This is a genomic window from Streptomyces sp. GQFP (genome assembly GCF_021545335.1).
GTDB lineage: Bacteria > Actinomycetota > Actinomycetes > Streptomycetales > Streptomycetaceae > Streptomyces.
The window spans coordinates 4,559,412-4,581,957 of record NZ_CP089312.1; the positions used below are offsets into that span (position 1 = coordinate 4,559,412).

Sequence of the window (22,546 nt, forward strand, 5' to 3'; positions counted from 1 at the left end):
TTGTCCTCAAACGCCGGACGGGCTGGGTATTCAGCCCCTCCGGCGTTTGAGGAGCGGGGGTTCGGGGGCAGCGCCCCCGAGGACGGGACGGGTAGGGGCGGCGGGGGCGAGAAAACACAGCCCCCGCGGACCGCACCCCCGCAACCGCCCCGTACCTTTGAACGCGTGTACCGGTTTCTGCTGACGCCCCGTTGGTGGGGGATCAACGTCTTCGTCCTGCTCGCCATCCCCTTCTGCGTGTTCATGGGGTCCTGGCAGCTGAGCCGCTTCGAGGACCGCGTGCAGGACCACAAGACCGCCACCGAAGAGGTCTCCGCCGAGAAGCAGGAGGCCGCCCGGCCCCTCGCCGAGCTGCTGCCCGTCGACAAGAAGACCTCCGGGGACCGTGTCACCGTCAGCGGGCGGTACGGCAAGCAGTTGCTCGTTCCGGACCGGCAGCTCGATGACCGGGACGGGTACTTCGTACTGACCCTCCTGCGCACCGACGACGGCAAGGCCCTGCCCGTCGTGCGCGGCTGGCTGCCCGGTCGCGCAGACGCCGCCAAGGCTCCCGCCCCGCCCTCCGGCGAAGTCACCGTCATCGGTGCGCTTCAGGCGTCCGAGACCCCGGGGTCGAACGGTGTGAGCGCCGCCGGTGGGCTCCCGGCCGGGCAGACCGGCGCGATCAGTGCTGCCTCGCTCGTGAACCTCGTGCCGTACGACCTGTACGACGCCTGGGTCACCCTCGACAAGGGCGACTCGGGGATGAAGGCCGTACCGGCGACCGCGCCCGCGGACACCGGGCTCGACCTGAAGGCGTTCCAGAACCTCGGCTACACCGGGGAGTGGTTCGTCTTCGCGGGGTTCGTCGTTTTCATGTGGTTCCGGCTGGTGCGCCGGGAGGTGGAGTTCGCGCGGGATGCCGAGCTGGGGCTCGCCACGGCCGAGGAACCCGCTCGCGAGGACGCCACCGTCTGATCCTCGCCGGGCAGCACACCGGCCGGAGACTCAGCGGTCAGCAGGTCAGCAGGTCAGCGGGTCAGCGGGTCAGCGGGTCAGCAGGTCAGCGGGTCAGGAGGACCCGGATCGCCGCCGTGATCTCGTCGGGTGCCTCCTCTGCCATGAAATGCCCCGCCCGGGTCAGCCGGTGGTCCAGGTCCGGTGCCCACGCCTTCCACACGGCGGCGGCGTCGTAGCCCAGCCGCGCGCCCCAGTCCTGCTGGACGACCGTCACGGGCATGGCCAGCTGCGATCCGGCGTCCAGGTCCGCCTGGTCGTGCGTGACGTCGATGCCCGCCGAGGCCCGGTAGTCCGCGACGATCGACGTCACCGCCGCCGCGCTCGCCCGCAGGTACTCGGCCCGCACCTCCTCCGGCACGGCGGCCGGGTCGTCGGCCCAGGCGTCGAGGAACGAGCCGAAGAACGCGTCCGCGCTGTTGGCGATCATCGCCTCCGGCAGGCCCGGCGGCTGCGCCATGAGGAAGAGGTGGTAGCCGACCGCCGCCGAGGCACCGCGCAGGACGTTCCACATGTCGAGCGTCGGCACGACGTCGAGGATGCCCAGGTGTGTGATGGTCTCGGGGTGGTCCAACCCCGCTCGGAAGGCGACCAGGGCACCCCGGTCGTGGCCGACCAGGGCGAAGCGCTCGTGGCCGAGGGCCGCCGCCAGGGTCACGACGTCGGCGGCCATGGTGCGCTTGGCGTACACATCCGGGCCGGTGGCCGCCGGCTTGTCGCTGGCGCCGTAGCCCCGCAGGTCAGGACAGATCACCGTGTGCTCGTCGGCCAGCCGCTCGGCGACGTGGCGCCACATCAGGTGGGTCTGCGGGAAACCGTGCAGCAGCACGACCGGGCTGCCACTGCCGCCGACCGCGGCAGCCAGCTCCACCCCGTTCGCGCCGGGCAGGCGGTGGTGATCGAAGCCGGGAATCGTGAGGGTCATGGAAGGGCGTCCTTTCGGGGGGGGGGCGGGGACCGACCCGATCAGCCTGGGTTACGGCGATCAGCAACCGATCAGCAGCCGATCCGTGCGGTTGGGCGCCGCCTGTCCCTGGCACAGACACTGGGCGCATGCGAATCGACGTGCTCGGTGCCGTGCGGGCCCTCCGCGACGACGGCAGCCCGGTCGAACTGGGCGGACCCCGCCATCGCGAGGTACTCGCCCGGCTCGTCGCCGCCGAGGGACGGATGGTCACCACCGACACCCTGGTCGACGACCTGTGGACCGATCCGCCGGTCCGCGCCGTGGGCGCTCTGCGTACGTTCGTCGCCGCGCTGCGCCGCGCCCTCGAACCCGAACGGCCGCCCCGCGATCCGCCGCGGGTCATCGTCACCGAGGGTCCCGGCTACGTGCTGCGCCTGCCGCGCGAGGACGTGGACGTCCACCGGTTCCAGGACACCCTGGCCCGGGCCCGGCGCCATCCCGACGCGGTGACCGACCTCGGCGCGGTACTCGCGGCCTGGCGCGGACCCGCATACGCCGATGTGCCCGGCTCCGGATGGGCGCAGCGCGAGCGGATCCGGCTGGACGAACTGCGCCTGGAGGGTGTGGAGTTGCGTGCCCGCATCCTCCTCGGCTCCGGAGCCTCCGGAGCCTTCGGGGACTTCGGGGACTTCGGGGACTTCGGGGAAGGGGCCCATCTCGTCGCCGAACTGGGTGCTCACGTCGCCGAGCATCCGTGGCGCGAGCCGGCCTGGGGGCTGCTCGCCCGCGCGCTGTACCGTGCGGGCCGCCGGGCCGACGCGCTGGCCACCCTCCGCCGCGCCCGCGCGATGCTCGTCGACCAACTCGGACTCGACCCCGGTGCCGAACTCCAGCACCTGGAGATGGAGATCCTCGGCGGGGCCTCTCCCCTTGGAGGCGCACGCACCGGGTGGGCCGGTCCGGGTGTCCGGCTCGGTCCGCGCACCACCGTGGATCTGGCCCGCACCCTCGCACTGGCGGGTGGCGACGCCCTCGTCCACTCGCGGCGCGACCGCCTCGCCGCCGTCCAGGCCGCGGAACGCACCGGAGACCTCTCCCTGACCGCGCGGATCATCGGCGCCTACGACGTACCCGCCCTGTGGAGCCGGGCCGACGACCCCGAGCAGTCCCGCGCCGTCGTCGCGGCCGCCGAGCGCACGCTCACCGCGCTCGGCCCCGACGACCCCGCCGACCTCTCCGCCCGCCTACTGGCCACGATCGCCGTCGAGAGCCGCAGCGCCGATCTGTCCGTCACCGAGTTGGAGCGCGCCCGGCAGGCGGCGCGGCGGGCCGAGGCGCTGGCACGGGACCTGGCCGATCCCGCCCTGCTCGCCTTCGCCCTCAACGGGGTGTTCCTGCAGTCCTTCACCCGCCCCGGGCTCGCGGCGGTACGGGACGGGATCGGCGCCGAGATCCTCGACCTGGCCACCCGGCACGAGCTGCCGAACTTCGCCGTACTGGGCCGGCTCGTCCGTCTGCAGTCCGCCTCCGCCCTCGGCGACCTCGACTCCGCGGCCTCGCACGCCCACGCCGCCGAACAACTCGCCGCCACCAACGAGGCGCCCCTCGTCCCCGTCCTCACCGCGTGGTTCCGGGCCCGGGTCACGGCCGCCCGCAGCACCGAACCCGGCGGACCGACCGTCGCCACGGCGGCGGCGCGCTACCGCGCCGCCGAGAACGCCCTCCGGACGGCCGGGATGCCCGGGCTGCACCGCGGCCTGTTCCCGCTCGCCCTGCTGGGGCTGCGCCTGCTGCACGACCGGCCCGCGCCCACCGACCCGCACCTCGACTGGGGCCCGTACCGGCCTTGGGCGCGACCCCTCGTGCTGCTCGCCCAGGACCGGGTGGAGGAGGCCCGTGCCGCCCTCGCCTCGGTGCCCGAACCACCGCGTGACCACATGCAGGAGGCCATGTGGTGCCTGACCGCCCGCGCCGCCGTACGCCTCGGCGAGCGCGGAACCGCCGCACGCGCCGCGGCTTCCCTGCGCGATGCCGGTACGGAACATGCCGGCGCCGCCGGCGGAATGCTGACCCTGGGCCCGGTGGCCCTGTACCTGACAGAGGTGGAGGGCTGCGCCGGAGCGGGGTGAGCGAAAGCGACCCGCGAACGACGGGAATGGCAGGAGTGGCAGGAATGGCGGGCATTACGGGCATTACGGGAACGGCTAGGGGGTCACGACGCGGCCGTCAGGCGACCCGTCCGTCATCCGGAAACCCACCGAACGGCAGGGACGTCCATCAAGACGGTCGCCCTCGGAACTACGCGGTCTCCGCCATGACTCCGGTCTTGTACACCGTCCCCGCGCACGCGTTCGACACCGTCGCCGACACCGTGGGGGAACCGGCCTCCGCCGTGTAGGACACCGTCACGCTGCCGTCGGCCACTGTGCCGTCCTCCGTGACCAGCTGGGTGGTGGTGCCGTCGCTGCCGGTTGTGGTGGTCGTCCCCGAGTCGGTGCTCTCGCTCGGTGTGGGCGTCGGTGACGCCGAGGGGTCGCCCGTGCTGCCGCCGTCGGTGGTGCCGCCGCCGGTCGTGGGGCACGTCTCCGAGGGCACCCACGCGAACTGCACCGTGTACGCCGCCCCCGGCTGCAGCACCAGCTCGCTGGACCAGAGCGACGGGTCGGGCAGGCCGCTCGCCGCGTCCCCGGCCACATGGTCGGCGACGCCGATCTTCGTCGCGTCCGCCGCGCCCTGCGCGAACGGCGACACGGTGCCGCTGCCGCCGACCGTACAGGCGGCGGAGGAGACGTTGACGACCCGGAACGTGCCGTACACCGTGCCGCTGGTGTCGGCGTCGCCGGCCGAACCGGTGGCCGAGCCCAGCTGGGTCGCGTCGCAGGTGGCCGCCGTCACCGGGGTGTCCGTCGTACCGCCGCCCCCGCTCGTGCTGCCGCCGCCGCTGCCCTTGTCCGGGTCGGTCGCACCGCCCGAGGGGCTGCTCGACGGCTTGTCCTTGACCGTGCCTGAGCTGCCCCCGGCGGTGCTCTCACCGCCGTCCGGGCCCTTGCCGTTGTCCTTGCCTCCCTCGGTCTGCGAGCCGTGGCCCGCGTTGACGGAGGGGCCGGCCTCGGAGCCGGTGACGTTCGAGACCAGCAGCGCGGGGATGGCCGTACCGACGAAGAGCAGGGCGGCGGCCGCGCCGATGGCGGCATGCCTCTTGCGGGCGCGGCGGGCGGGCACGGCACGGCGGAGATGGGCCAGTACGGCGTCGGTGGGTTCGATCCCGCCCACCGCCTGCTGCATCATCCTGCGCAGTGCCAGCTCGTCCGAGTCGAGCCCGTCCAGGCTCTGGTCGTCGGGGCCGTGGTTCACAATTCCGTTCCCAGCGTGCGATTGCTTGTGCTCTTGATCGTGGCGACCGGGTCCATGGACTCCGGACGGCCAACTCCCGTTGGATCGGGCCCCGTTGAGAGGAAGCCTACCGGCCCTGAACTCCTCGGTCCGGAAACCGCCGGTCCCCGCGCCCGCGTCCTCGCGTGCCCCCGGGCGCGCTTCCTCGCCCGGTTCACGCTCGGCGTCGCCCTGTTCCGCGACCGATTCCCGGACCTGTTCCGCGACCGATTCCCGGACCTGTTCGCCGGCTTCCCCGGTCTCGTTCCGGCCCTGCTCCGGACCCTCGTTCTCCTGCCCCTGAGCCCGAGCCCGACCCTGCTGACCCTGAGCCCGACCCTGCTGTTCCTGAGCCCGACCCTGCTGTTCCTGTTGCCCCTGCTGCTCCCGCGCCCGGTCCTTGTCCCGTTCCTGGCCCTGGTCGCTCATGCCGGTTCCTCCATGGCGATGCGCAGCGCGGCGATCCCGCGTGAGCCGTACGCCTTCACCGAACCGAGCGATACGCCCAGTGTCTCGGCGACCTGGGCCTCGGTCATGTCCGCGAAGTAGCGCAGGACGAGGACCTCGCGCTGGCGGCGCTGCAGGCCCTTCATCGCCTTGATGAGGGAGTCGCGTTCCAGCAGGTCGTACGCCCCCTCCTCCGCGCTCGCCATGTCCGGCATTGGCTTGGAAAGGAGCTTCAGGCCGAGTATGCGGCGGCGCAGCGCGGAGCGGGAGAGGTTCACCACCGTCTGGCGCAGATAGGCGAGCGTCTTCTCGGGGTCACGGACGCGCTTGCGCGCCGAGTGGACCCGGATGAACGCCTCCTGGACGACGTCCTCGCAGGACGCGGTGTCGTCGAGGAGCAGTGCCGCGAGTCCGAGGAGCGAGCGGTAGTGGGCACGGTACGTCTCGGTCAGGTGATCGACCGTCGTCCCCGCAGCCGCGCTCTCGTCAGTGCCTTCGCGCTGGTTGGGTATGCGGGCCGGCCGCGCTGCGGGCATCGGCGCGATCACCGGCATGCCGCCGGGCGGACCGGGCACGCGGGGTCGGCGGGGCGGACGCAGGGCTGTGCCGCGCGTCGCCGCTGTGAAGTCGAGTACCTCTGCCACGCATGTTGGACACGCCTCCCCCCTTCAGGGTTGTACGCATCCGGCATCACGTTTGCGTCGTACGACACAGCCACCTTCATGCGTCCCGCTCTTCCCCTAAATCCATGGTGACCGGCGTCCCCCGCACGGCCTTGGCGTCCCCAACGCCCCTGAAGGGCGTCCGCAAAGACGCTCCCCGCCCTCCGCGCGGTTGCGGAGAACGGGGAGGAAAATCTTCGGACGCCCCATGAGCCGTCCAAGTCGTCACCTGGATCCTACAAACGTTTTCTGCCACCGCCAGAGTGATTTTCGACAAGATCAACAGGGGGAAACCTGGAAGAGGTCGTGGTCAGGACAGTTCCGCCGCCACCAGCTCGGCGATTTGTGCCGTATTGAGCGCCGACCCCTTGCGCAGATTGTCCCCGCACACGAACAGCTCCAGCGCGGTCGGGTCGTCCAGCGCCCGCCGGACCCGGCCGACCCAGGTCGGATCCGTGCCGACCACGTCCACCGGCGTCGGGAACTCCCCCGCGTCCGGGTCGTCGAACAGCACGACCCCGGGCGCGGTGGCGAGGATCTCCCGCGCCTTGGCGACGGTGACCTCGCCCTGGAAACGGGCGTGGACGGTCAGCGCGTGCGCGGTGACGACGGGGACGCGTACGCAGGTCACGGCCACGGGGAGTTTCGGCAGCCCGAGGATCTTGCGGGACTCGTTCCGGATCTGCATCTCGTCCGACGACCAGCCGTCCGCCCGCGCGGAACCGGCCCACGGTACGACGTTCAGCGCGACCGGCTCCGGGAACGGCCCCGTCCCGTCGCCCACGGCCCGTCGTACGTCTCCGGGGCTGGTCCCCAGTTCCGTACCGGCGACCAGGGACAGCTGCCGGCGCAGGGTGTCCACGCCGGCCCGGCCGGCCCCGCTCACCGCCTGGTACGACGACACCACCAGCTCGCGCAGGCCGAACTCGGCGTGCAGCGCGCCCAGGGCGACGATCATCGACAGGGTCGTGCAGTGCGGGTTGGCGATGATCCCGCGCGGGCGCTGCCGTACCGCGTGCGGATTGACCTCGGGGACGACCAGGGGGACCCCGGGGTCCATCCGGAAGGCGCCCGAGTTGTCGACCACGACGACGCCCTTGGCGGCGGCGACCGGCGCCCAGCGCTCGGCGACCTCCTCGGGTACGTCGAACATGGCGACGTCGACGCCGTCGAAGGCCTCCTCCGACAGCGCCACCACCTCGGTCTCCTCGCCGCGCACGGCCAGCTTGCGGCCGGCCGAGCGCGGGGAGGCGACCAGACGGATCTCGCCCCAGATGTCCGCGTGCTGGGACAGGATCTGGAGCATGACCGCACCGACGGTGCCGGTCGCCCCCACGACGGCGAGCGTCGGCCCCACAGGATTGGCCATCAGCGGCCGGTGCCTCCGTAGACGACTGCTTCGTCGCTGTCGGAGTCGAGACCGAACGCCGAGTGCACGGCGCGGACGGCCTCCGGGACGTCGTCCTGACGGGTGACGACCGAGATGCGGATCTCGGATGTCGAGATCAGCTCGATGTTCACGCCCGCGTCGGACAGCGCCTGGAAGAACGAGGCGGTGACGCCCGGGTTGGTCTTCATCCCCGCGCCGACCAGCGAGATCTTGCCGATCTGGTCGTCGTAGCGCAGCGATTCGAAGCCGATCGCGCCCTTCGACTTCTCCAGGGCGTCGATGGCCTTGCGGCCCTCGGCCTTGGGGAGGGTGAAGGAGATGTCCGTGAGACCGGTGGACGCCGCCGACACGTTCTGCACGATCATGTCGATGTTGATCTCGGCGTCCGCGATGGCGCGGAAGATCACCGCGGCCTCGCCCGGCTTGTCCGGGACGCCGACGACCGTGATCTTGGCTTCGGAGACGTCATGGGCGACTCCGGAGATGATGGCGTGCTCCACCTGCTGGTCCCCTTGCGACTCGGGCTTCTCGTTGCTGACCCAGGTGCCCGGCAGTCCGGAGAAGGACGAGCGGACGTGGATCGGGATGTCGTAACGACGGGCGTACTCCACACAGCGGTGGAGCAGCACCTTGGAGCCGGAGGCGGCCAGCTCCAGCATGTCCTCGGAGGAGATCCAGTCGATCTTCCGGGCCTTCTTCACCACGCGCGGGTCGGCGGTGAACACACCGTCGACGTCCGTGTAGATCTCGCAGACCTCGGCGTTCAGCGCGGCGGCGAGCGCCACAGCCGTCGTGTCGGAACCGCCGCGCCCCAGCGTGGTGATGTCCTTCTTGTCCTGGCTGACGCCCTGGAACCCGGCGACGATGGCGATGTTGCCCTCGTCCAGCGCGGTCCGGATGCGGCCCGGCGTGACGTCGATGATCCGCGCTTTGTTGTGGACCGAGTCGGTGATGACTCCTGCCTGGCTGCCGGTGAAGCTCTGGGCCTCGTGGCCCAGGTTTTTGATCGCCATGGCCAGCAGCGCCATGGAGATCCGCTCTCCGGCGGTCAGCAGCATGTCGAACTCACGCCCGGCAGGCATCGGAGACACCTGCTCGGCGAGATCGATCAGCTCGTCCGTCGTGTCGCCCATCGCGGAAACGACCACGACCACCTGGTGGCCGTTCTTCTTCGCTTCCACGATTCGCTTGGCGACACGCTTGATGCCCTCGGCATCGGCTACGGATGAGCCTCCGTACTTCTGCACGACAAGGCCCACGTGCACTCCTCGCTCAGTCCGTCTGCGGTCGGCTCAGTTTAACGAGCGGCCGAAATCCCCTTACCGGGTATCGCATGGTGAGATGTCCCGCTCAGCGGAGCTCCTGCCCATCCAGTCACGGGATACGCGCTGCGGCTGTGAATTAAGTTTCAAGGACCCAGGCCATAGGGTTCGGCTGTGCGCGTACTCCTGGTGGAAGACGATGAACCGGTCGCCCAATCACTCCGACGCGGCCTGCTCCGCTACGGCTTCGAGGTGGCGTGGGTGTCCACGGGCGGCGCGGCCCTCAGCCACACCGAGCCCTACGACGTCGTCCTGCTCGACCTCGGCCTGCCCGACACCGACGGCCTGGACGTCTGCCGGGCGCTGCGCGAACGCGGTGACGTCCCGATCATCGTCATCAGCGCCCGCAGCGACGAGACGGACCGGGTCGTCGGCCTGGAACTCGGCGCCGACGACTACGTCTCCAAGCCCTTCGGCGTACGGGAGGTCATCGCGCGCATAAGGGCGGTGATGCGGCGCGTCCAGCCCCGTACGACGGCCGAGTCCGGCCCCGACCAGTACGGCACCCGCCTGACGATCGACCGCAAGGCCGCCCGCGTCCGCCTCGACGGCGACGAGATCGCCCTCGCCCCCAAGGAGTACGACCTGCTGGCCTTCCTCACCGAGGAGCCGGGCGCGCTAATGTCGCGCGAGCAGATCATGGAGGCGGTCTGGGACGCGAACTGGTTCGGGCCGACGAAGACACTCGACGTCCATGTGGCGGCACTGCGGCGCAAGCTGAAGGGCGCGATCACGATCGAGGCGGTACGGGGGGTCGGGTTCCGGCTGGAGATCGACAAGGACGCCGACAAGAACGCCGATCCCTCATGAACCGCCAGCTCATTCGCAGCTACATCCTGCTCGTCGCGGTCGCCATCCTGCTGTTCACGGTGCCGGTGGCGTTCACGCTCACCAAGCAGTTGCGGGACGACACCAAGGTCTCCGTCCAGCGCGAGGCCCAGACCATGGCGCTGCTCCTGGGCAACGGGGACAAGGCGTCGTGCGACGCCCTGGAGAAGGTGGCCAAGGCGTACGACGCCAAGACCCCCGACACCGTCCAGGTGACCCCGGTCGGCCGCTGCGACCCGGACCTGCCGGCGCCCGTCGCGGACGCGGCGCTGATCCGGGCGGTGCGGGACGACAAGACGACGACCGACTGGGGTTCGGACTTCGTCTGGGGCAAGCACCTGACGATCACCGTCCCCGCGCAGGGGGACGCGGCCGTACGGATCGTGTACTCGACCTCGGACATGACCCAACGGCTGTGGAGCATCTGGGGTTTTCGGGCCGCCCTCGCCGTACTCGTCCTCGCGGCGGCCGCCGCGATCGGCGCGATCGCCGCCCGCCGGATCACCGCCCCCCTCCGCGAACTCAACGGCATGGCGAGCAAGTTCAGCGACGGCGACCTGACCGCACGCTCGCAGGTGACCGGCCCGCCGGAGACCCAGACCCTGGCCCGCACCCTCAACCAGGGTGCGGAACGCCTGGACACCCTGGTCGCCTCGCAGCGGATCTTCGTCGCGGACGCCTCGCACCAACTCCGTACCCCGCTCACGGCGTTGCGGCTGTCGCTGGACAACATCGCGGACGGCGTGGACGACGAGTTCGTACGGGAGGACGTGGAGCAGGCGACCGCCGAGGTGGTCCGGATGAGCCGTCTCGTCAACGGGCTGCTGGTGCTGGCGCGGGCCGAGGCGAAGGTGACGGCGGCGGAGCCGCTCTCCCTGCGGGACATCGTGGACGAACGTCTGTCGGTGTGGAGGCCGGCCGCCGACGAGCGCGGGGTCACCATCGCGCTCAGGGGGAGTGGGGGTGCCGACGGCCGGCTGCTCGTGCTGGCCAGCCCCGGTCATCTGGACCAGGTGCTGGACAACGTGCTGTCCAACGCCCTGGAGGTCTCACCCGACGGCGGGACGATCACCGTACGGGCCGAACCTCGGGGCGACGAGCTGGAGTTGACGGTGGCGGACGGGGGCCCCGGCATGTCGGACGCCGAGAAGTCCCGCGCCTTCGACCGCTTCTGGCGCGGCCAGGGCCTCACCGGGCGCTCCGGCTCGGGCCTCGGCCTCGCCGTCGTCAAGCAACTGGTGACGGACGACGGCGGGACGGTGACCCTGGCGGACGCGCCCGGGGGCGGCCTGTGCGTCCGGATCACGCTCCGGGCCGCACAGCGGGCAAGCTGACTCAGCCCTCGGGCATCGCCGACGAGTGGTGGTTGACGATCTTCCACTGGCCGTTCCGCTTCTCGTACTCGTACGTGTAGCGGGCCTCGACGACGTTCTTCTTGCCGGTGGCCTTGTCGGTGAGCGTGAACTGGTACACACCGGAGTCGAGGGCGGAGTTGCTGTCGAGGACGTTGACGTGCGTCTCGATCTTCTTGCCGACCGGCTTGTTCTGGAGGAAGTGCTCCATGTAGTCGACGATGCCGGCGCGGTCGGTGCGGACCTCGTTGGAGAGGGTGGGGAGCAGGACCGCGTCCTTGGCGTAGCGGTCCGCGACCGTCTCCGGGTCGCCGGTCTGCAGGGCGGCGTTCCAGCCGTCGAACAGGGCCGCGATCTGCTTCTTGGTGGGCTTCTTCGGCTCGTCGGCACCCGCCGCACTGACCCCGACCGTCACCGTGGCTGCGGTGACAAGGGCGGTGGCGGTGACGAGGGCGGCGCGTATGCGGGTCTTGCGGGTCATCGCAACTCCTGTACGGATGAGGTGGGTTACTCCCTTCCGCATGTCCTGCGGTGGAAGTGACTCCAGCCTCGCTTTCCGCTGGTTAGCGCCCGTGCAAGGGACGTACAGGGGGCGGGAAGGACGATTCCAATTCACGCAAGGCGAGCGTGAGGGCACTCTCCGCTGCCACTGGCTGCACCATCGATCCACCGGCCCCGCCCAGGACGCGCACAATCGCCCCAGTACGGTGAGGCATGATCTCCGCGCAGAAACTGCTCATGTTCGCCGCCGCACTGGCGCTCACCGGCTGCGGACCGGGCTCGGACGACGGCGCCGACGGCGCCGCCGCGAGCCCCGCGGCCAAGGGTGCCGTCACGGCGGCGCAGGCGGCGAAGATCCTCGACACCTACGAGACGGTCAACAACAAGGCCAACGCCCAGCAGGACGTGGACCTGTTGGGCACCGTCGAGGGCGGGCAGCTGTACGAGCAGAGCAGGGCCGACTACCTCCTCTTCGAGACCAAGTCGAAGGAGGACCAGGCCGCGTACCGGAAGCCGTTCAAGTACACCGGCCGGAAGTACTGGATCCCGGCGGGCAAGGACTGGTTCGCGGTGACGACGAAGGCCAGCGAGTCGAAGAGCGAGGCGCTGCTGGTCTTCGGCAAGGAGTACGACGACTGGAAGCTGATGTCGGCGGTCTACTCGGAGGTCCCCCTCCCCGCGATCGCCACCGACGACGCGGGCCTCGCCACCGCCGTCGACGCGGGCACCCGCGTCGGCACACTCGCCCCGAACCAGATCTCGGCGGCGTACGAGGACCTGTACACGACCGGTGGCAAGAAGGCCGGTACGGCCATCTCGCAGACCACCGAGGCCGCGAAGGACGCGATCGAGACGTACGCGAAGCGCGACAGCGGCAAGGGCGCGGCGTACGCGACCAAGGTGTTCGTCACCACGCCCACCGCGTTCGACACGGTGTACGCCCTGCGCCTCGAGAACGGCGGCGCCCTGGCCGCCCTGCCGACCGCGCACGCCTCCCAGTACGCGCTGAAGGCGTCGTACCGCGAGAACTACGACATCACCCCGACGGAGGTGGAGTCGGTCTTCAACATCCGCGACCGCGACACCGTGGTGAACACCTACCAGGGCATGGCCCTGGCCACCCTCCCGAAGACGGGCAAGCCGTCGGTGCTCGCCGACGAGTACCGGATCGTGGATTCGCAGTAACGGCGGCTGGAGACCGGACAGTTGACAACGGGGTTGGTGCTCGCCGCGACGGTCGCCCTCGGCTCCTGCGTGCAGTGGCTGACGGGCATGGGCTTCGCCCTGGTCTCCGTACCGGTACTGGTCCTGCTCCTGGGCCCCGCCGACGGAGTGGTCCTGGCCAACTGCGCGGCCGGAGTGATCTGCCTGGTCGGTCTGGCGGGCGGCCGGCGGCACGTCCGCCCAGCCGCGATGGTCCCGCTGTGCGCCGCAGCGGCGTGCACGGTTCCGGCGGGCACCTGGCTGGCCCGCCGTCTGCCCGAACCCGTGCTGCTCGCGGTGATGGGCGCCCTGGTGACGACGGCCGTGATACTGGTGCTGTGCGGCACCCGGGTCCCCGCCCTGCGCGGCAGGGCGGGGGCGGTGGTGGCGGGTGCGGCGGGTGGCTTCATGAACTCGGCGGCGGGCGTTGGCGGTCCCCCGGTCTCCCTGTACGCGGTCAACGCGGGCTGGACGGTACGGGAGTTCGTGCCGAACGCCATGTTCTACGGCGTGCTGGTGAACGCGTTCTCGATCGCGTTCAACGGGCTCCCCCATCTGTCCACGCCCCTGTGGACGATGTCTGCCGCGGCCATGTTGGCGGGTTCCCTCATCGGCAGAACCCTCACCGGCCGCATCCCGGAGCCCCGGGCCCGCCTACTGGTCCTGCTGCTGGCTCTGGCGGGCGGGGTGACGACGCTGGGGAGGGGGGTGTGGGGGATGGCCGTAGGGTCGCTCCATGGGTGATCTTCGGGTGGTGCTGATCGGAGGCACCTCGAACGTGGGCAAGTCGGCCGTCGCCCAAGTCGTCGCGGACCGGCTGGAGTTCACGTGCCGGTCGACGGACGGGCTGGCCCGGCATCCGGGACGCCCGTGGCGTACCCCGGAGTGGGAGGTGCCGACCCATGTCGCCGAGCACTACCGCACGCTCACCGTCGAGGAGTTGGTCTCCTCGGTCCTGGAACACTACGAGCGTCTGTGGCCCCGGATCGAGGGGCTGATCGCCCAACACGCGCACGGGCAGGGCGGCTTGGTCCTGGAGGGGTCAGCCCTCTGGCCCACCCGCGTCGCGGCCCTGACGGTCCCGCACACGGCCGCCGTATGGCTCACGGCCGAGGACACGGTCGTACGTGAACGGGTGCACGGGGCGGGCGGCTACACGCGGGCGACAGCCGAGGAGCGGTACCTGATGGACAAGTTCCTTGCCCGCAGCGCCCGTTACCAGTCCCTCATGCGGGCCGAGATCGCCGGACTGGGCCTGGACCCGGCCCGCGTCGTGGACGCGGGTGACGGGCGGTCCGTGGAAGCCGTGGCCAACGCGGTCCTGAGGATCAGTCCACGAACTCCTTGAGGGACTCGGTGTCGAGGGAGAAGTTCACGGGGTCGGGGAGCTTGACGGTGGCACCGAAGGGCAGCTTCTCCTCGTGGCGGTAGCGGCCGTTCTCCGGGCTTCTCGACCCGGTCACGCTGGTGGGTGTCGGAGTCGTACGACGTGACCTCCACAGCCATCAAGGCGCCATCGGCCACGGACCACTCACCATGCCCCTTGAGGCTGCCCAGCGGGACGAGCACCCCATCGGCACGCGCACGCCCTTTGCGGTAGCGCTCCGTCTGCAGGCCGCTCTCCGAGTGCAGCCACAGATCAGGACGATGCTGCATGCACACTCGTTGCAGCCACGCGATCGTCTCGCGGTGGTTGCCGTACTCGCCGCACCCCACACGCGCGATGGCCGGCTCAGGCCACGCCGGCGGTCCGGTCCCCGTACTCGATGGTCACGGTGATCCTGACTCCGAGCGCCTGCGCATACGTACGCATCGTCTCCAGGTTGTGGATCTCTCCCCGCCGGTGTCGGCGGACCTCGTCGAAGCGGCGGTCGACAAGCTGGCAGAAAGCGGGCCGGTCCCCCTCGCCGAGGCCCGCTATGAGGAGTACCTGACCGCCGCAGACCAGGCGGGAGAGGACGGGAAGGCCCGATGAGTCAGTACAGCAGCTGGGCAGAGGTCAAGCCTCCTCTGCCAGCTTGAGCAGCCATGGCTCCACCGCTCAACGGGTGAATGGCAACACGATCCAATTGACGTGGACGCTACTTCACCGTCCGCAACCCCAACGGCTCCGCGATCTCCTCCGCCATCACCCGGCCGGCCTCCTCCGCGAGGGTCTCGTCGCCGAGGTCCTGGTCGGTGTCCAGGCCGTCCAGTTCCTCCAGGGGCTGGTTCAGGCGGACGTGGGCGACCACGGACTGGAGGGCGCGCAGGGTCGCGGACGCCGTTGAGCCCCAGTTGGAGAAGTAGGAGAACTGCCACCACCACAGGGCCTCCGTGGTGCGGCCCGCGCGGTAGTGGGCCATGCCGTGGCGCAGGTCGGTGAGGACGTCGGCCAGGTCGTCGGAGATACGGGCCGGGACCGGGGCCTTGCGGGGCTCGTACGGGTCGAAGACCTCCGAGTAGACGTCCACCGGCTCCAGCATCGCCGCCAGGCGCTCGCGGATGTCGTCCACGTCCGGCTCCGGGCCCAGGTCGGGCTCGTACCGCTCGTCCGGGACGATGTCCTCGTGCGCGCCGAGGCGGCCGCCGGCCAGCAGCAGCTGGGAGACCTCCAGGAGGAGGAAGGGGACCGCCGAGTCGGGGTCCTCGCCCTTGGCGACCTCGGTGACGGCCACCAGGAAGCTCTCCACCTGGTCGGCGATCTGGACCGCGAAGTCGTCGGGGTCCTGCGTCGTATTGTGCAGCGTGGCGTCAGACATCTAGGAGTCGTCTCCCCTCGAAGGCGCGGCCAAGGGTCACCTCGTCCGCGTATTCCAGGTCGCCACCCACAGGGAGGCCGCTGGCCAGGCGGGTGACCTTGAGGCCCATGGGCTTGATCATGCGGGCGAGGTACGTGGCCGTGGCCTCGCCCTCCAGGTTCGGGTCCGTGGCCAGGATCAGCTCCGTGACCGCGCCGTCGGCGAGACGGGCCAGGAGTTCCCTTATGCGCAGGTCGTCGGGACCGACGCCCTCGATCGGGCTGATCGCGCCGCCCAGGACGTGGTACTTGCCCCGGAATTCGCGGGTGCGTTCGACCGCGACTACGTCCTTGGGCTCCTCGACGACACAGATGACCGTGACGTCCCGGCGCGGGTCGCGGCAGATGTTGCACAGCTCCTCCTGCGCCACGTTCCCGCAGGTCGCGCAGAAGCGGACCTTCGCCTTCACTTCGAGGAGGGCGTGCGCCAGCCGCCGTACGTCCGTCGGCTCCGCCTGAAGGATGTGGAAGGCGATCCGCTGCGCGCTCTTGGGACCGACGCCGGGGAGCCGCCCCAGTTCGTCGATGAGGTCCTGGACCACGCCTTCGTACACGGACTGCCTTTCATGTCGTTGCCACGGGTGCTTCGATCCTGTTGTACGTACCGTAGTTGGCCTCCGGCCGCCTGAGGAAGGCGGGACGGGGGGCGCGCGGTGCGAACGTCAGAACGGCAGGCCCGGGATGCCGCTTCCGCCGCCGCCCAGACCCTGCGCCAGCGGGCCCAGCTTCTGCTGCTGAAGCTGCTGCGCGTTCTCGTTCGCCGCCTGTACGGCCGCCACGACCAGGTCGGCGAGGGTCTCGGTGTCCTCCGGGTCGACCGCCTTCGGGTCGATCTTGAGGGCGCGGAGTTCGCCGGCGCCCGTCACGGTCGCCTTGACCAGGCCACCGCCCGCCTGCCCGTCGACCTCGGTCCGCGCGAGTTCCTCCTGCGCGTTCGCCAGGTCCTGCTGCATCTTCTGGGCCTGCTGGAGCAGCTGCTGCATGTTGGGCTGGCCACCACCGGGGATCACGATCAGCTCCTCTTTCGCGTCGTTCACCTACGAATTCTGGCGTTCAGCACGAGCCTACGTGGTCGGCCCGGCCGTCGCCCCGGCACTCTTTCGAGTGAGCCGGTCCCGGTGCCCTACCTGATCAAGGACGTCTTCCGAGCGGAAAAGTAACCAAAGCAGGGTCATCGCCACCCATTGGGCGGTAGGAATGGGGCGGCGCGACAGCTTTACAGCAGCATCAGATGTCACGCGGGCACCCGTACGGTGTCACGCACCGTGATTGAAGGAGTGCCGGGTGAGCCAGCCGGAGATGCAGCCCGAGGGGCCGTCCCAGAGACCGCCCCACGACGGGCGGAGCGAAGGTCCCGCCGGGCTCGGTTTCGCCGGGCTGCGGCCCGGGGACCTCACCGGCCGGCCCTTCCCCCTCGGCGACTGGGGCGAGCCCGCGCCACGCCTCGACGAGCTGTACCGGTGGGTGGAGCAGGGGGCACTGGAGACGGCGGCGTGGTATCTCGCCGACCGGGTGTGGAAGCGGCGGGGTGCGCGGGCGCTGCGTGCGGGGGCGGCGGCGGGTGCGGTCGCCGGAGCGGCGCTCCCTCTGCTCGACCTCACCGGGGTGATGGGCGGGGTCGCCCCCTGGGGGTACCTGGCGCTGCTGCTCGCGGTGGCGTGCGTGGCCGTGGACCGGTACTTCGGGGTCACCTCGGGGTGGATAAGGGACGTCGCGACCGCGCAGGCTGTGCAGCGGCGGTTGCAGGTGCTGCAGTTCGAGTGGGCGTCGGAGAGTGTGCGGGAGGTTCTGGGGCCGACGGAGGGGACGGCGAGCGAGGCGGCTGATCGGTGTCTGGGGGTGCTGCGTCGGTTTTCGGAGGATGTGACGGAGTTGGTGCGGGCGGAGACGTCGGACTGGATGGTGGAGTTCCGGGCGGGGGGTGCGCCGCTGGGTATGCAGTCGGCGGCGATGGGGGTACCGCGCCAGGACGCGACGGTCCACCAGGGGCGGTTCGGCATCGCCGCCCCGGGGACCCGCCCGAACATGCCGCGCCAGCGGCCCCCGGAGGCGAGGTAAGGGTTCTTTTTCTTCGCCCCCGCCGCCCCTACCCGTCCCATCCTTCTGGGGGCTGCGCCCCCAGACCCCCCTTTCGGCCTGAACGGCCTCGTCCTCAAACGCCGGACGGGCTGGATGGTGCCGGCCGGCGCTTGGGTATTCAGCCCGTCCGGCGTTTGAGGACAAGGCCCGTTCAGGGCCGGAGCGGGGGTTCGGGGGCGGCAGCCCCCGAGGATGGGAACGGGTAGGGGCGGCGGGGGCGAGGAAACCTACCCCGGCGCCGGAAACGCCACCTGGCTCCTCAGCCCCGTCGCCCCCACCGCCCGCACCCCGAAGAACACGTTGTCCTTCGACAACGCCAGCTCGTACGACGTCACGTCGCCCGCCGCGACCACGTGGGTCCACTCCGGGGACGTCGTCTCGCGCCAGACGATCTCGTAGCCCGCCAGGTCCGGCTCACTCCCCCGCGTCCACACCAGCTGCGTCGCGTTCGTCAACGTCGACGTCAGGATCTTGGCGCCGCGGGGTGTGCCGGGCGCCTGCGCCAGCGTCCACAGTGCCGCCGCGTTCACCTTCGCCACCCGCGCGATGTACGGGAAGTCGCAGAACTCCGGCAGGTCTCCGTACTGTTTGCCGGTCTCGTCGACCCGTACGTCCTGGTGCTGGTGGGCGAAGTCCTCGGTCGGTTCCGTGAAGCGGGCCGCCGGGTAGCCGCGTTCCAGGAACGGGATGTGGTCGCCGCCCCTGCGGTAGCGGTCCCTGCGGTAGACGACCCGTACGCGCATTCCCGTTGCCTCGTTCTCCCCTACATCGCGAACGAAGCGCGCCAACTGCCGCGCCGGCGAGTCGTTCTCGCCGCCCACCGAGCGCCGTACCGCCGCCTCCTCCGGTGTCTCCGACGACGGGACCCCCTCCGCGAACAGCCGGATCGTGTACGGGTCCACGGTGCCGTCGTCCGCCTTCGGGCTGCCGACTATGTCGTTCGTGAACATCGCCTGGAGGTCCGTGCCCGCCGACTTGTACTGCTGTGCCATGTACGCCGCCCCGTACAGGCCCTGCTCCTCCCCCGCCACCGCCGCGAACACGATCGTCGCCGCCGGGCGGCGTTTCGCCATCACCCGCGCCAGCTCCATCGCCACCGCCACGCCCGACGCGTCGTCGTCCGCGCCCGGTGCGTCCGAGACGGCGTCCATGACGTCCGTGGCGCGGGAGTCGTAGTGCCCGGAGACCACGTACACGCGCTCCGGGGTCACCGAACCCCGCAGGGTGGCGACGACATTCGTGATGCGCGTCGCCGTCGGGATTCGGCTCGCCGGTTCCTGGATGTACGACTGGAGGTCCACCGTCATCCGGCCTGCCGACTCCGCCGCGTACGAGCGGAGTTCGGCCGCTATCCAGTCCCTGGCCGCGCCGATCCCCCGTACCGGGTCGTCCTGGGAGGAGAGGGTGTGCCTGGTGCCGAAGGAGGCCAGTTTGCGGACCGTCGCCTCTATGCGTTTCGGGTCGATCTCCCGTAGCAGGGCACGGAGTTCGCGGGTGGGTGGCTGCACGGTCGCTGGCACCGGCGTGACAGCCTCCGCAGACCCCACCGAAACAGCCGAGACAGCTGCCGTCGTCGCCGTTGCCGCCAGGACGGTTCTTCTGCTGGGTCGTCGCATGCATTCCATCGTTGTGTACGCGTCAACAAGGGACAAGGGGGCATAGGAGGGGTAGCGGTTGGTTGCAGTGGTGCTGTGGGCGTGCAGGAAATGAAGCGCCTGCTGCAACTCGTTGTGGTAGCCACAGTTCGCCGAGTAACCTTCAACTTCCTTTCGGTCAGGTGCAGTTGACAGGTTCAGTCGTCAGGTTCAGTCGTCAGGTTCAGTCGTCAGGTTCAGTCGTCAGGTTCGGTCGACAAACGGGGGAGTTCCCCATGCCTTCATCCGACAGTGGGCACGGCAGACCCGGTGGATTCCCCGGTGACGGCGCCATCGACTTCATACGGGCGCTCGCGCCGACCGTGGTCCCCAAGTACAGCCGTCGCAAGAGCCTGGACAGCAGCCCGCCGCTGTTCGTCCTGCGGGTGCCGGCGACGATGTACGAGACCGGTGTGCGACGCGTCGTCAACCCGCTGATCGACGCGATGCTGACCGACAACTCCCGGCAACTCCCGTACGCCCGTCTCATCCCCGAGGACGACCACCAGCTGCTGGTCGAGGAGGCCGGGACGGAGCTGACCAAGGGCGGGACGAACCACACCACCCCCGACCGCCACCCGTACTTCCACACCGTGCGGGACCTCGTCGCGTACATCAGGGACAATCCCGCCAACTGGGCGACTCAGGGCTCCTGGGAGAAGAAGCTGCGGACCCATGCCTGTGAACAGCGCGCCCAGCGCGGCGGGCTGCTCGGCTTCGCGCAGATGGAACCCTCCAGCCCTGAAGGGGCGATCGGTGGAGCGGCGAGCACCGCGGTCAGCACAGCGGCGAGCACCGCGGCCGGCGCGGCGGCGGGCAACGCGATCGGCGGAGTGGCCGGCCTCCTGACGAAGGTCGCCTGGCTGTCGTTCGTCCAGCGCGGCCCCCGCCGACTGTGGTCCTGGTGGACGTCCCGCAAGGTGATGGGTGGCTGGATCGGCAATGAGCAGCCGGCCACGGCGGGCCAGAACCTCTTCAAGGTGATGAACGACGTGGGCGCCCAGCGCGGCCCCCACCTGCGGGACTCGAACCACCTGAGTCACGAGGACGCGCTCCGGGAACTCGACTGGTTCGTCCTGCGCGCCCTTCTGGAGGATCTGCGCAGACCACCGGTCGGCCGCTTCCGGCCCGCCCGTCGGCGCCGGATCTGCCGGCCCGTGGTGATCGTGCAGGTTCCCCCGCCGGGTGCCCCGGGCGCCCGCGCCGCAGAGCGCTTCCTGCGCGCCCTGCACCGCTGCCAGCACGGCCCCCGGTCCACCGCACAGCCGCCCGGCCCACTGGTCCTGGCCGTCGGCGCACCCTCCGACGACCTCCTGAAGGAACTGGGCGCCAGAACCACGCCCGCCTCCCCCGAGGCGCCCGCACGTCTCGTCGAGAGCAGCTTCACCGCCGCGGCCGGACACCTGGCCGACAATGGCGGCCCGCCGGTCCTCGTCCGCCTCGACGAGACGGAACTCCGAAGCGAGGGGACGCCCGTCGGCTCGTTCGTGCCGGACAAGAAGTTCGCCTTCCACCGCTACGTCCCCACCACGGCCATGACCGGAGCGACGGTACTGGCCATGACCGCGGCCGCCGTGCTCATCCCTTGCTGGATCGGAACGCCCACCGATTGTCTCGGCGGCACGGACTCCGTGGCGGACTCCGACCCCGGCGGGAAGATCCCCGTACAGGTCGTGGCCTGGTACGACGCGGCCAAGGCCGCGATCGACGCCGAGAACCTGCGGGCCGAGGACTACGCCGAGACCGGCAGAGAAGTACGGTCCGTCGTCGTCTTCGTCTCCCAGAGGCCCAGGACCGAGGACCAGACCCGCTTCGACGGCACCATCCCCGAACTGCGCGGCATCGCGATGTGGCAGCGGACCCTCAACGAGGCCGCGGCCTCCAACTCCACCCTCGTACCGCTGAAGGTCCTGGTCCGCGAGACCGGCGAGGGGTTCCGGAACGCCGAGGCCATGGCCGAGGACCTCGTCCGTGAGGTGCGCGCAGAGCGGAGCCGCTCCGAGCGCGACCGGATCGTCGGGGTGCTCGGGTACGCGCAGAGCCGGGAGGAGACCCAGGCCGCGCTCCAGATACTGGGACGTGCCCGCATCCCGACCATCGGCACCACCGCGACAGCCGACGAGATGTCGGAGGGCGACGCGAGCTTCAGCTACTGGCCGTTCACGCCGGCCAATTCGCGGGAGGCCCGGATCGAGGCGGACTTCGCCGGCCGGAAGAACATCGTCGCCCTGCCCGGCAGCGAGGACGAGTGTGCCCCCGCCGAGCACGCCATCGTGGTCGAGAGTTCCGCGGACCTCTACAGCCGCAGTCTCGCCACCCGCTTCATGGCGGACTTCCCCGGCGACGAGACCGTGTTCAACTTCAACCAGGAGGGCGACTTCGATCCCCCGGCGCCCGACGCCGACGACAATCTGCGCAGCGCCGACATTCTCGCGCGGCGGATCTGCGACACGCTGGCGAAGCAGCCGGAGTCGGTCGTGTACTGGTCGGCGCGGGCCAAGGACTTCACGGCGTTCGTCAACTCCATGGACCTGGAAGGCACTTGTCTCGGCCAGGACATCACCGTCCTCGGCGGCAACGAGCTGACCAACGTGGCCCAGACCGGCGTCTTCCGGAACAAAACCTGGCTGCGGCTGTACTACTCCGCGCACCGGATGCCGTACGACGCCGACGGGACGAGTACCAAGACCAAACAGTTCGTGAGGGAGTACGAGTCCTTCGTGGACGACACCACCGACGGTACCGACCCCTGGAAGCAGGACGGCCACTCGGCGGTCTCGTACGACGCCTTCCACGTGCTGAGCCAGGCGGTGTCCGAGGCCTACCAGAGCGACCCCGCCATCACCCGCAACTCCGTCGTCATCGAGCTCAGGAACGGCGTCCACTTCGACGGGGCGACCGGTTCCGTCTCCTACGCCGAGGGCAGCAACGCGCCGCCCGTCGACAAGACGCTGGTCCTGCTGCGGCAGTTGGCGGACGGTCCCCGGGCGGTGGTGGCGTGCGGTGCGTACGGGGAGGACGAGACGAGCGAGAAGCAGGGACCGCCGTGCGCCTCCTGATCCGAACCGTTGCTC

21 protein-coding genes are annotated in these 22,546 nt (G+C 70.5%); 10 read left to right on the forward strand and 11 right to left on the reverse strand.

Annotated elements, in window-relative coordinates; all coding sequences use genetic code 11:
• The first annotated feature begins 165 nt into the window (after positions 1–165).
• The gene (locus tag LUX31_RS20090) at positions 166–957 is read left to right on the forward strand and encodes an SURF1 family protein (protein WP_235476168.1); all 792 of its coding nucleotides are present in this window, start codon (positions 166–168) and stop codon (positions 955–957) included.
• Positions 958–1,042: 85 nt separating this feature from the next.
• Here the strand turns inward: LUX31_RS20090 and LUX31_RS20095 are convergent, their stop codons facing one another.
• The gene (locus LUX31_RS20095; protein WP_235476169.1) at positions 1,043–1,921 is read right to left on the reverse strand and encodes an alpha/beta fold hydrolase; all 879 of its coding nucleotides are present in this window, start codon (positions 1,919–1,921) and stop codon (positions 1,043–1,045) included.
• A gap of 128 nt (positions 1,922–2,049) precedes the next feature.
• Here LUX31_RS20095 and LUX31_RS20100 point away from each other — a divergent pair, with 128 nt between their 5' ends.
• Entirely contained in the window at positions 2,050–4,032 is a 1,983-nt protein-coding gene (locus tag LUX31_RS20100; protein ID WP_235476170.1) for an AfsR/SARP family transcriptional regulator, read from the forward strand.
• 169 nt (positions 4,033–4,201) lie between these two features.
• Here the strand turns inward: LUX31_RS20100 and LUX31_RS20105 are convergent, their stop codons facing one another.
• From LUX31_RS20105 to LUX31_RS20120, 4 genes are all read right to left on the reverse strand, one after another.
• Positions 4,202–5,257, reverse strand: a complete 1,056-nt coding sequence (locus LUX31_RS20105) for a hypothetical protein (protein WP_235476171.1) — start codon at positions 5,255–5,257, stop codon at positions 4,202–4,204.
• A 443-nt stretch (positions 5,258–5,700) separates the two neighbouring features.
• Positions 5,701–6,366 (reverse strand): SigE family RNA polymerase sigma factor, encoded by a 666-nt coding sequence (locus LUX31_RS20110; RefSeq protein ID WP_235476172.1) that lies wholly within the window; start codon positions 6,364–6,366, stop codon positions 5,701–5,703.
• 328 nt (positions 6,367–6,694) lie between these two features.
• The gene (locus LUX31_RS20115) at positions 6,695–7,753 is read right to left on the reverse strand and encodes an aspartate-semialdehyde dehydrogenase (RefSeq protein WP_235476173.1); all 1,059 of its coding nucleotides are present in this window, start codon (positions 7,751–7,753) and stop codon (positions 6,695–6,697) included.
• Positions 7,753–9,033, reverse strand: a complete 1,281-nt coding sequence (locus LUX31_RS20120) for an aspartate kinase (protein ID WP_235476174.1) — start codon at positions 9,031–9,033, stop codon at positions 7,753–7,755. Before LUX31_RS20120 ends, LUX31_RS20115 begins: the two co-directional genes overlap by 1 nt.
• Positions 9,034–9,210: 177 nt before the next feature.
• On the opposite strand from LUX31_RS20120, the gene LUX31_RS20125 reads away from it, so the two are divergent.
• Both LUX31_RS20125 and LUX31_RS20130 read left to right on the forward strand, forming a co-directional pair.
• On the forward strand, positions 9,211–9,906 hold the full coding sequence (locus LUX31_RS20125; RefSeq protein ID WP_235476175.1) for a response regulator transcription factor: 696 nt from the start codon (positions 9,211–9,213) through the stop codon (positions 9,904–9,906).
• Positions 9,903–11,258 (forward strand): sensor histidine kinase, encoded by a 1,356-nt coding sequence (locus LUX31_RS20130; protein ID WP_235476176.1) that lies wholly within the window; start codon positions 9,903–9,905, stop codon positions 11,256–11,258. The genes LUX31_RS20125 and LUX31_RS20130 overlap by 4 nt, the downstream gene beginning before the upstream one ends.
• Before the next feature lies 1 nt (position 11,259).
• On the opposite strand, the gene LUX31_RS20135 is transcribed toward LUX31_RS20130, so the two are convergent.
• Positions 11,260–11,757, reverse strand: coding sequence for an SgcJ/EcaC family oxidoreductase (locus tag LUX31_RS20135; RefSeq protein ID WP_235476177.1), 498 nt, complete (start codon positions 11,755–11,757; stop codon positions 11,260–11,262).
• A 233-nt stretch (positions 11,758–11,990) separates the two neighbouring features.
• Here LUX31_RS20135 and LUX31_RS20140 point away from each other — a divergent pair, with 233 nt between their 5' ends.
• From LUX31_RS20140 to LUX31_RS20150, 3 genes are read left to right on the forward strand one after another with little or no spacing between them, the layout of a single operon-like run.
• Positions 11,991–12,962 carry a hypothetical protein gene (locus LUX31_RS20140; protein WP_235476178.1) on the forward strand — a complete coding sequence of 324 codons (972 nt, stop codon included), beginning with the start codon at positions 11,991–11,993 and terminating at the stop codon, positions 12,960–12,962.
• A 36-nt stretch (positions 12,963–12,998) separates the two neighbouring features.
• Positions 12,999–13,724: a TSUP family transporter gene (locus LUX31_RS20145; RefSeq protein ID WP_443046062.1), complete on the forward strand. Its 726-nt coding sequence runs from the start codon at positions 12,999–13,001 to the stop codon at positions 13,722–13,724.
• A complete protein-coding gene (locus tag LUX31_RS20150; protein ID WP_235476180.1) occupies positions 13,717–14,328 on the forward strand; it encodes a hypothetical protein in 612 nt (203 codons plus the stop codon). Before LUX31_RS20145 ends, LUX31_RS20150 begins: the two co-directional genes overlap by 8 nt.
• Here the strand turns inward: LUX31_RS20150 and LUX31_RS37480 are convergent.
• Complete coding sequence (locus LUX31_RS37480) at positions 14,309–14,443, reverse strand: hypothetical protein (protein WP_268828170.1); 135 nt, start codon at positions 14,441–14,443, stop codon at positions 14,309–14,311. The two genes, LUX31_RS20150 and LUX31_RS37480, sit on opposite strands and share 20 nt — an antisense overlap.
• Positions 14,444–14,634: 191 nt before the next feature.
• Between LUX31_RS37480 and LUX31_RS20155 the strand changes: the two genes are divergently transcribed.
• A complete protein-coding gene (locus tag LUX31_RS20155; protein ID WP_235476181.1) occupies positions 14,635–14,955 on the forward strand; it encodes a hypothetical protein in 321 nt (106 codons plus the stop codon).
• Between the two features lie 106 nt (positions 14,956–15,061).
• On the opposite strand, the gene LUX31_RS20160 is transcribed toward LUX31_RS20155, so the two are convergent.
• The 3 genes from LUX31_RS20160 to LUX31_RS20170 all read right to left on the reverse strand — a co-directional run bounded on the left by LUX31_RS20160 (position 15,062) and on the right by LUX31_RS20170 (position 16,769).
• The gene (locus LUX31_RS20160) at positions 15,062–15,721 is read right to left on the reverse strand and encodes a DUF5063 domain-containing protein (protein ID WP_235476182.1); all 660 of its coding nucleotides are present in this window, start codon (positions 15,719–15,721) and stop codon (positions 15,062–15,064) included.
• Positions 15,714–16,313: a recombination mediator RecR gene (gene recR, locus LUX31_RS20165; RefSeq protein WP_235476183.1), complete on the reverse strand. Its 600-nt coding sequence runs from the start codon at positions 16,311–16,313 to the stop codon at positions 15,714–15,716. Before recR ends, LUX31_RS20160 begins: the two co-directional genes overlap by 8 nt.
• Before the next feature lie 108 nt (positions 16,314–16,421).
• Entirely contained in the window at positions 16,422–16,769 is a 348-nt protein-coding gene (locus LUX31_RS20170) for a YbaB/EbfC family nucleoid-associated protein (RefSeq protein WP_006373444.1), read from the reverse strand.
• A gap of 274 nt (positions 16,770–17,043) precedes the next feature.
• Here LUX31_RS20170 and LUX31_RS20175 point away from each other — a divergent pair, with 274 nt between their 5' ends.
• A complete protein-coding gene (locus tag LUX31_RS20175) occupies positions 17,044–17,817 on the forward strand; it encodes an SLATT domain-containing protein (RefSeq protein WP_235476184.1) in 774 nt (257 codons plus the stop codon).
• A 248-nt stretch (positions 17,818–18,065) separates the two neighbouring features.
• Here LUX31_RS20175 and LUX31_RS20180 read toward each other — a convergent pair whose 3' ends face one another.
• Positions 18,066–19,454 carry a M20/M25/M40 family metallo-hydrolase gene (locus LUX31_RS20180; RefSeq protein WP_235476185.1) on the reverse strand — a complete coding sequence of 463 codons (1,389 nt, stop codon included), beginning with the start codon at positions 19,452–19,454 and terminating at the stop codon, positions 18,066–18,068.
• A gap of 254 nt (positions 19,455–19,708) precedes the next feature.
• Between LUX31_RS20180 and LUX31_RS20185 the strand changes: the two genes are divergently transcribed.
• Positions 19,709–22,531: an ABC transporter substrate-binding protein gene (locus LUX31_RS20185; protein ID WP_235476186.1), complete on the forward strand. Its 2,823-nt coding sequence runs from the start codon at positions 19,709–19,711 to the stop codon at positions 22,529–22,531.
• Positions 22,532–22,546: the final 15 nt, after the last annotated feature.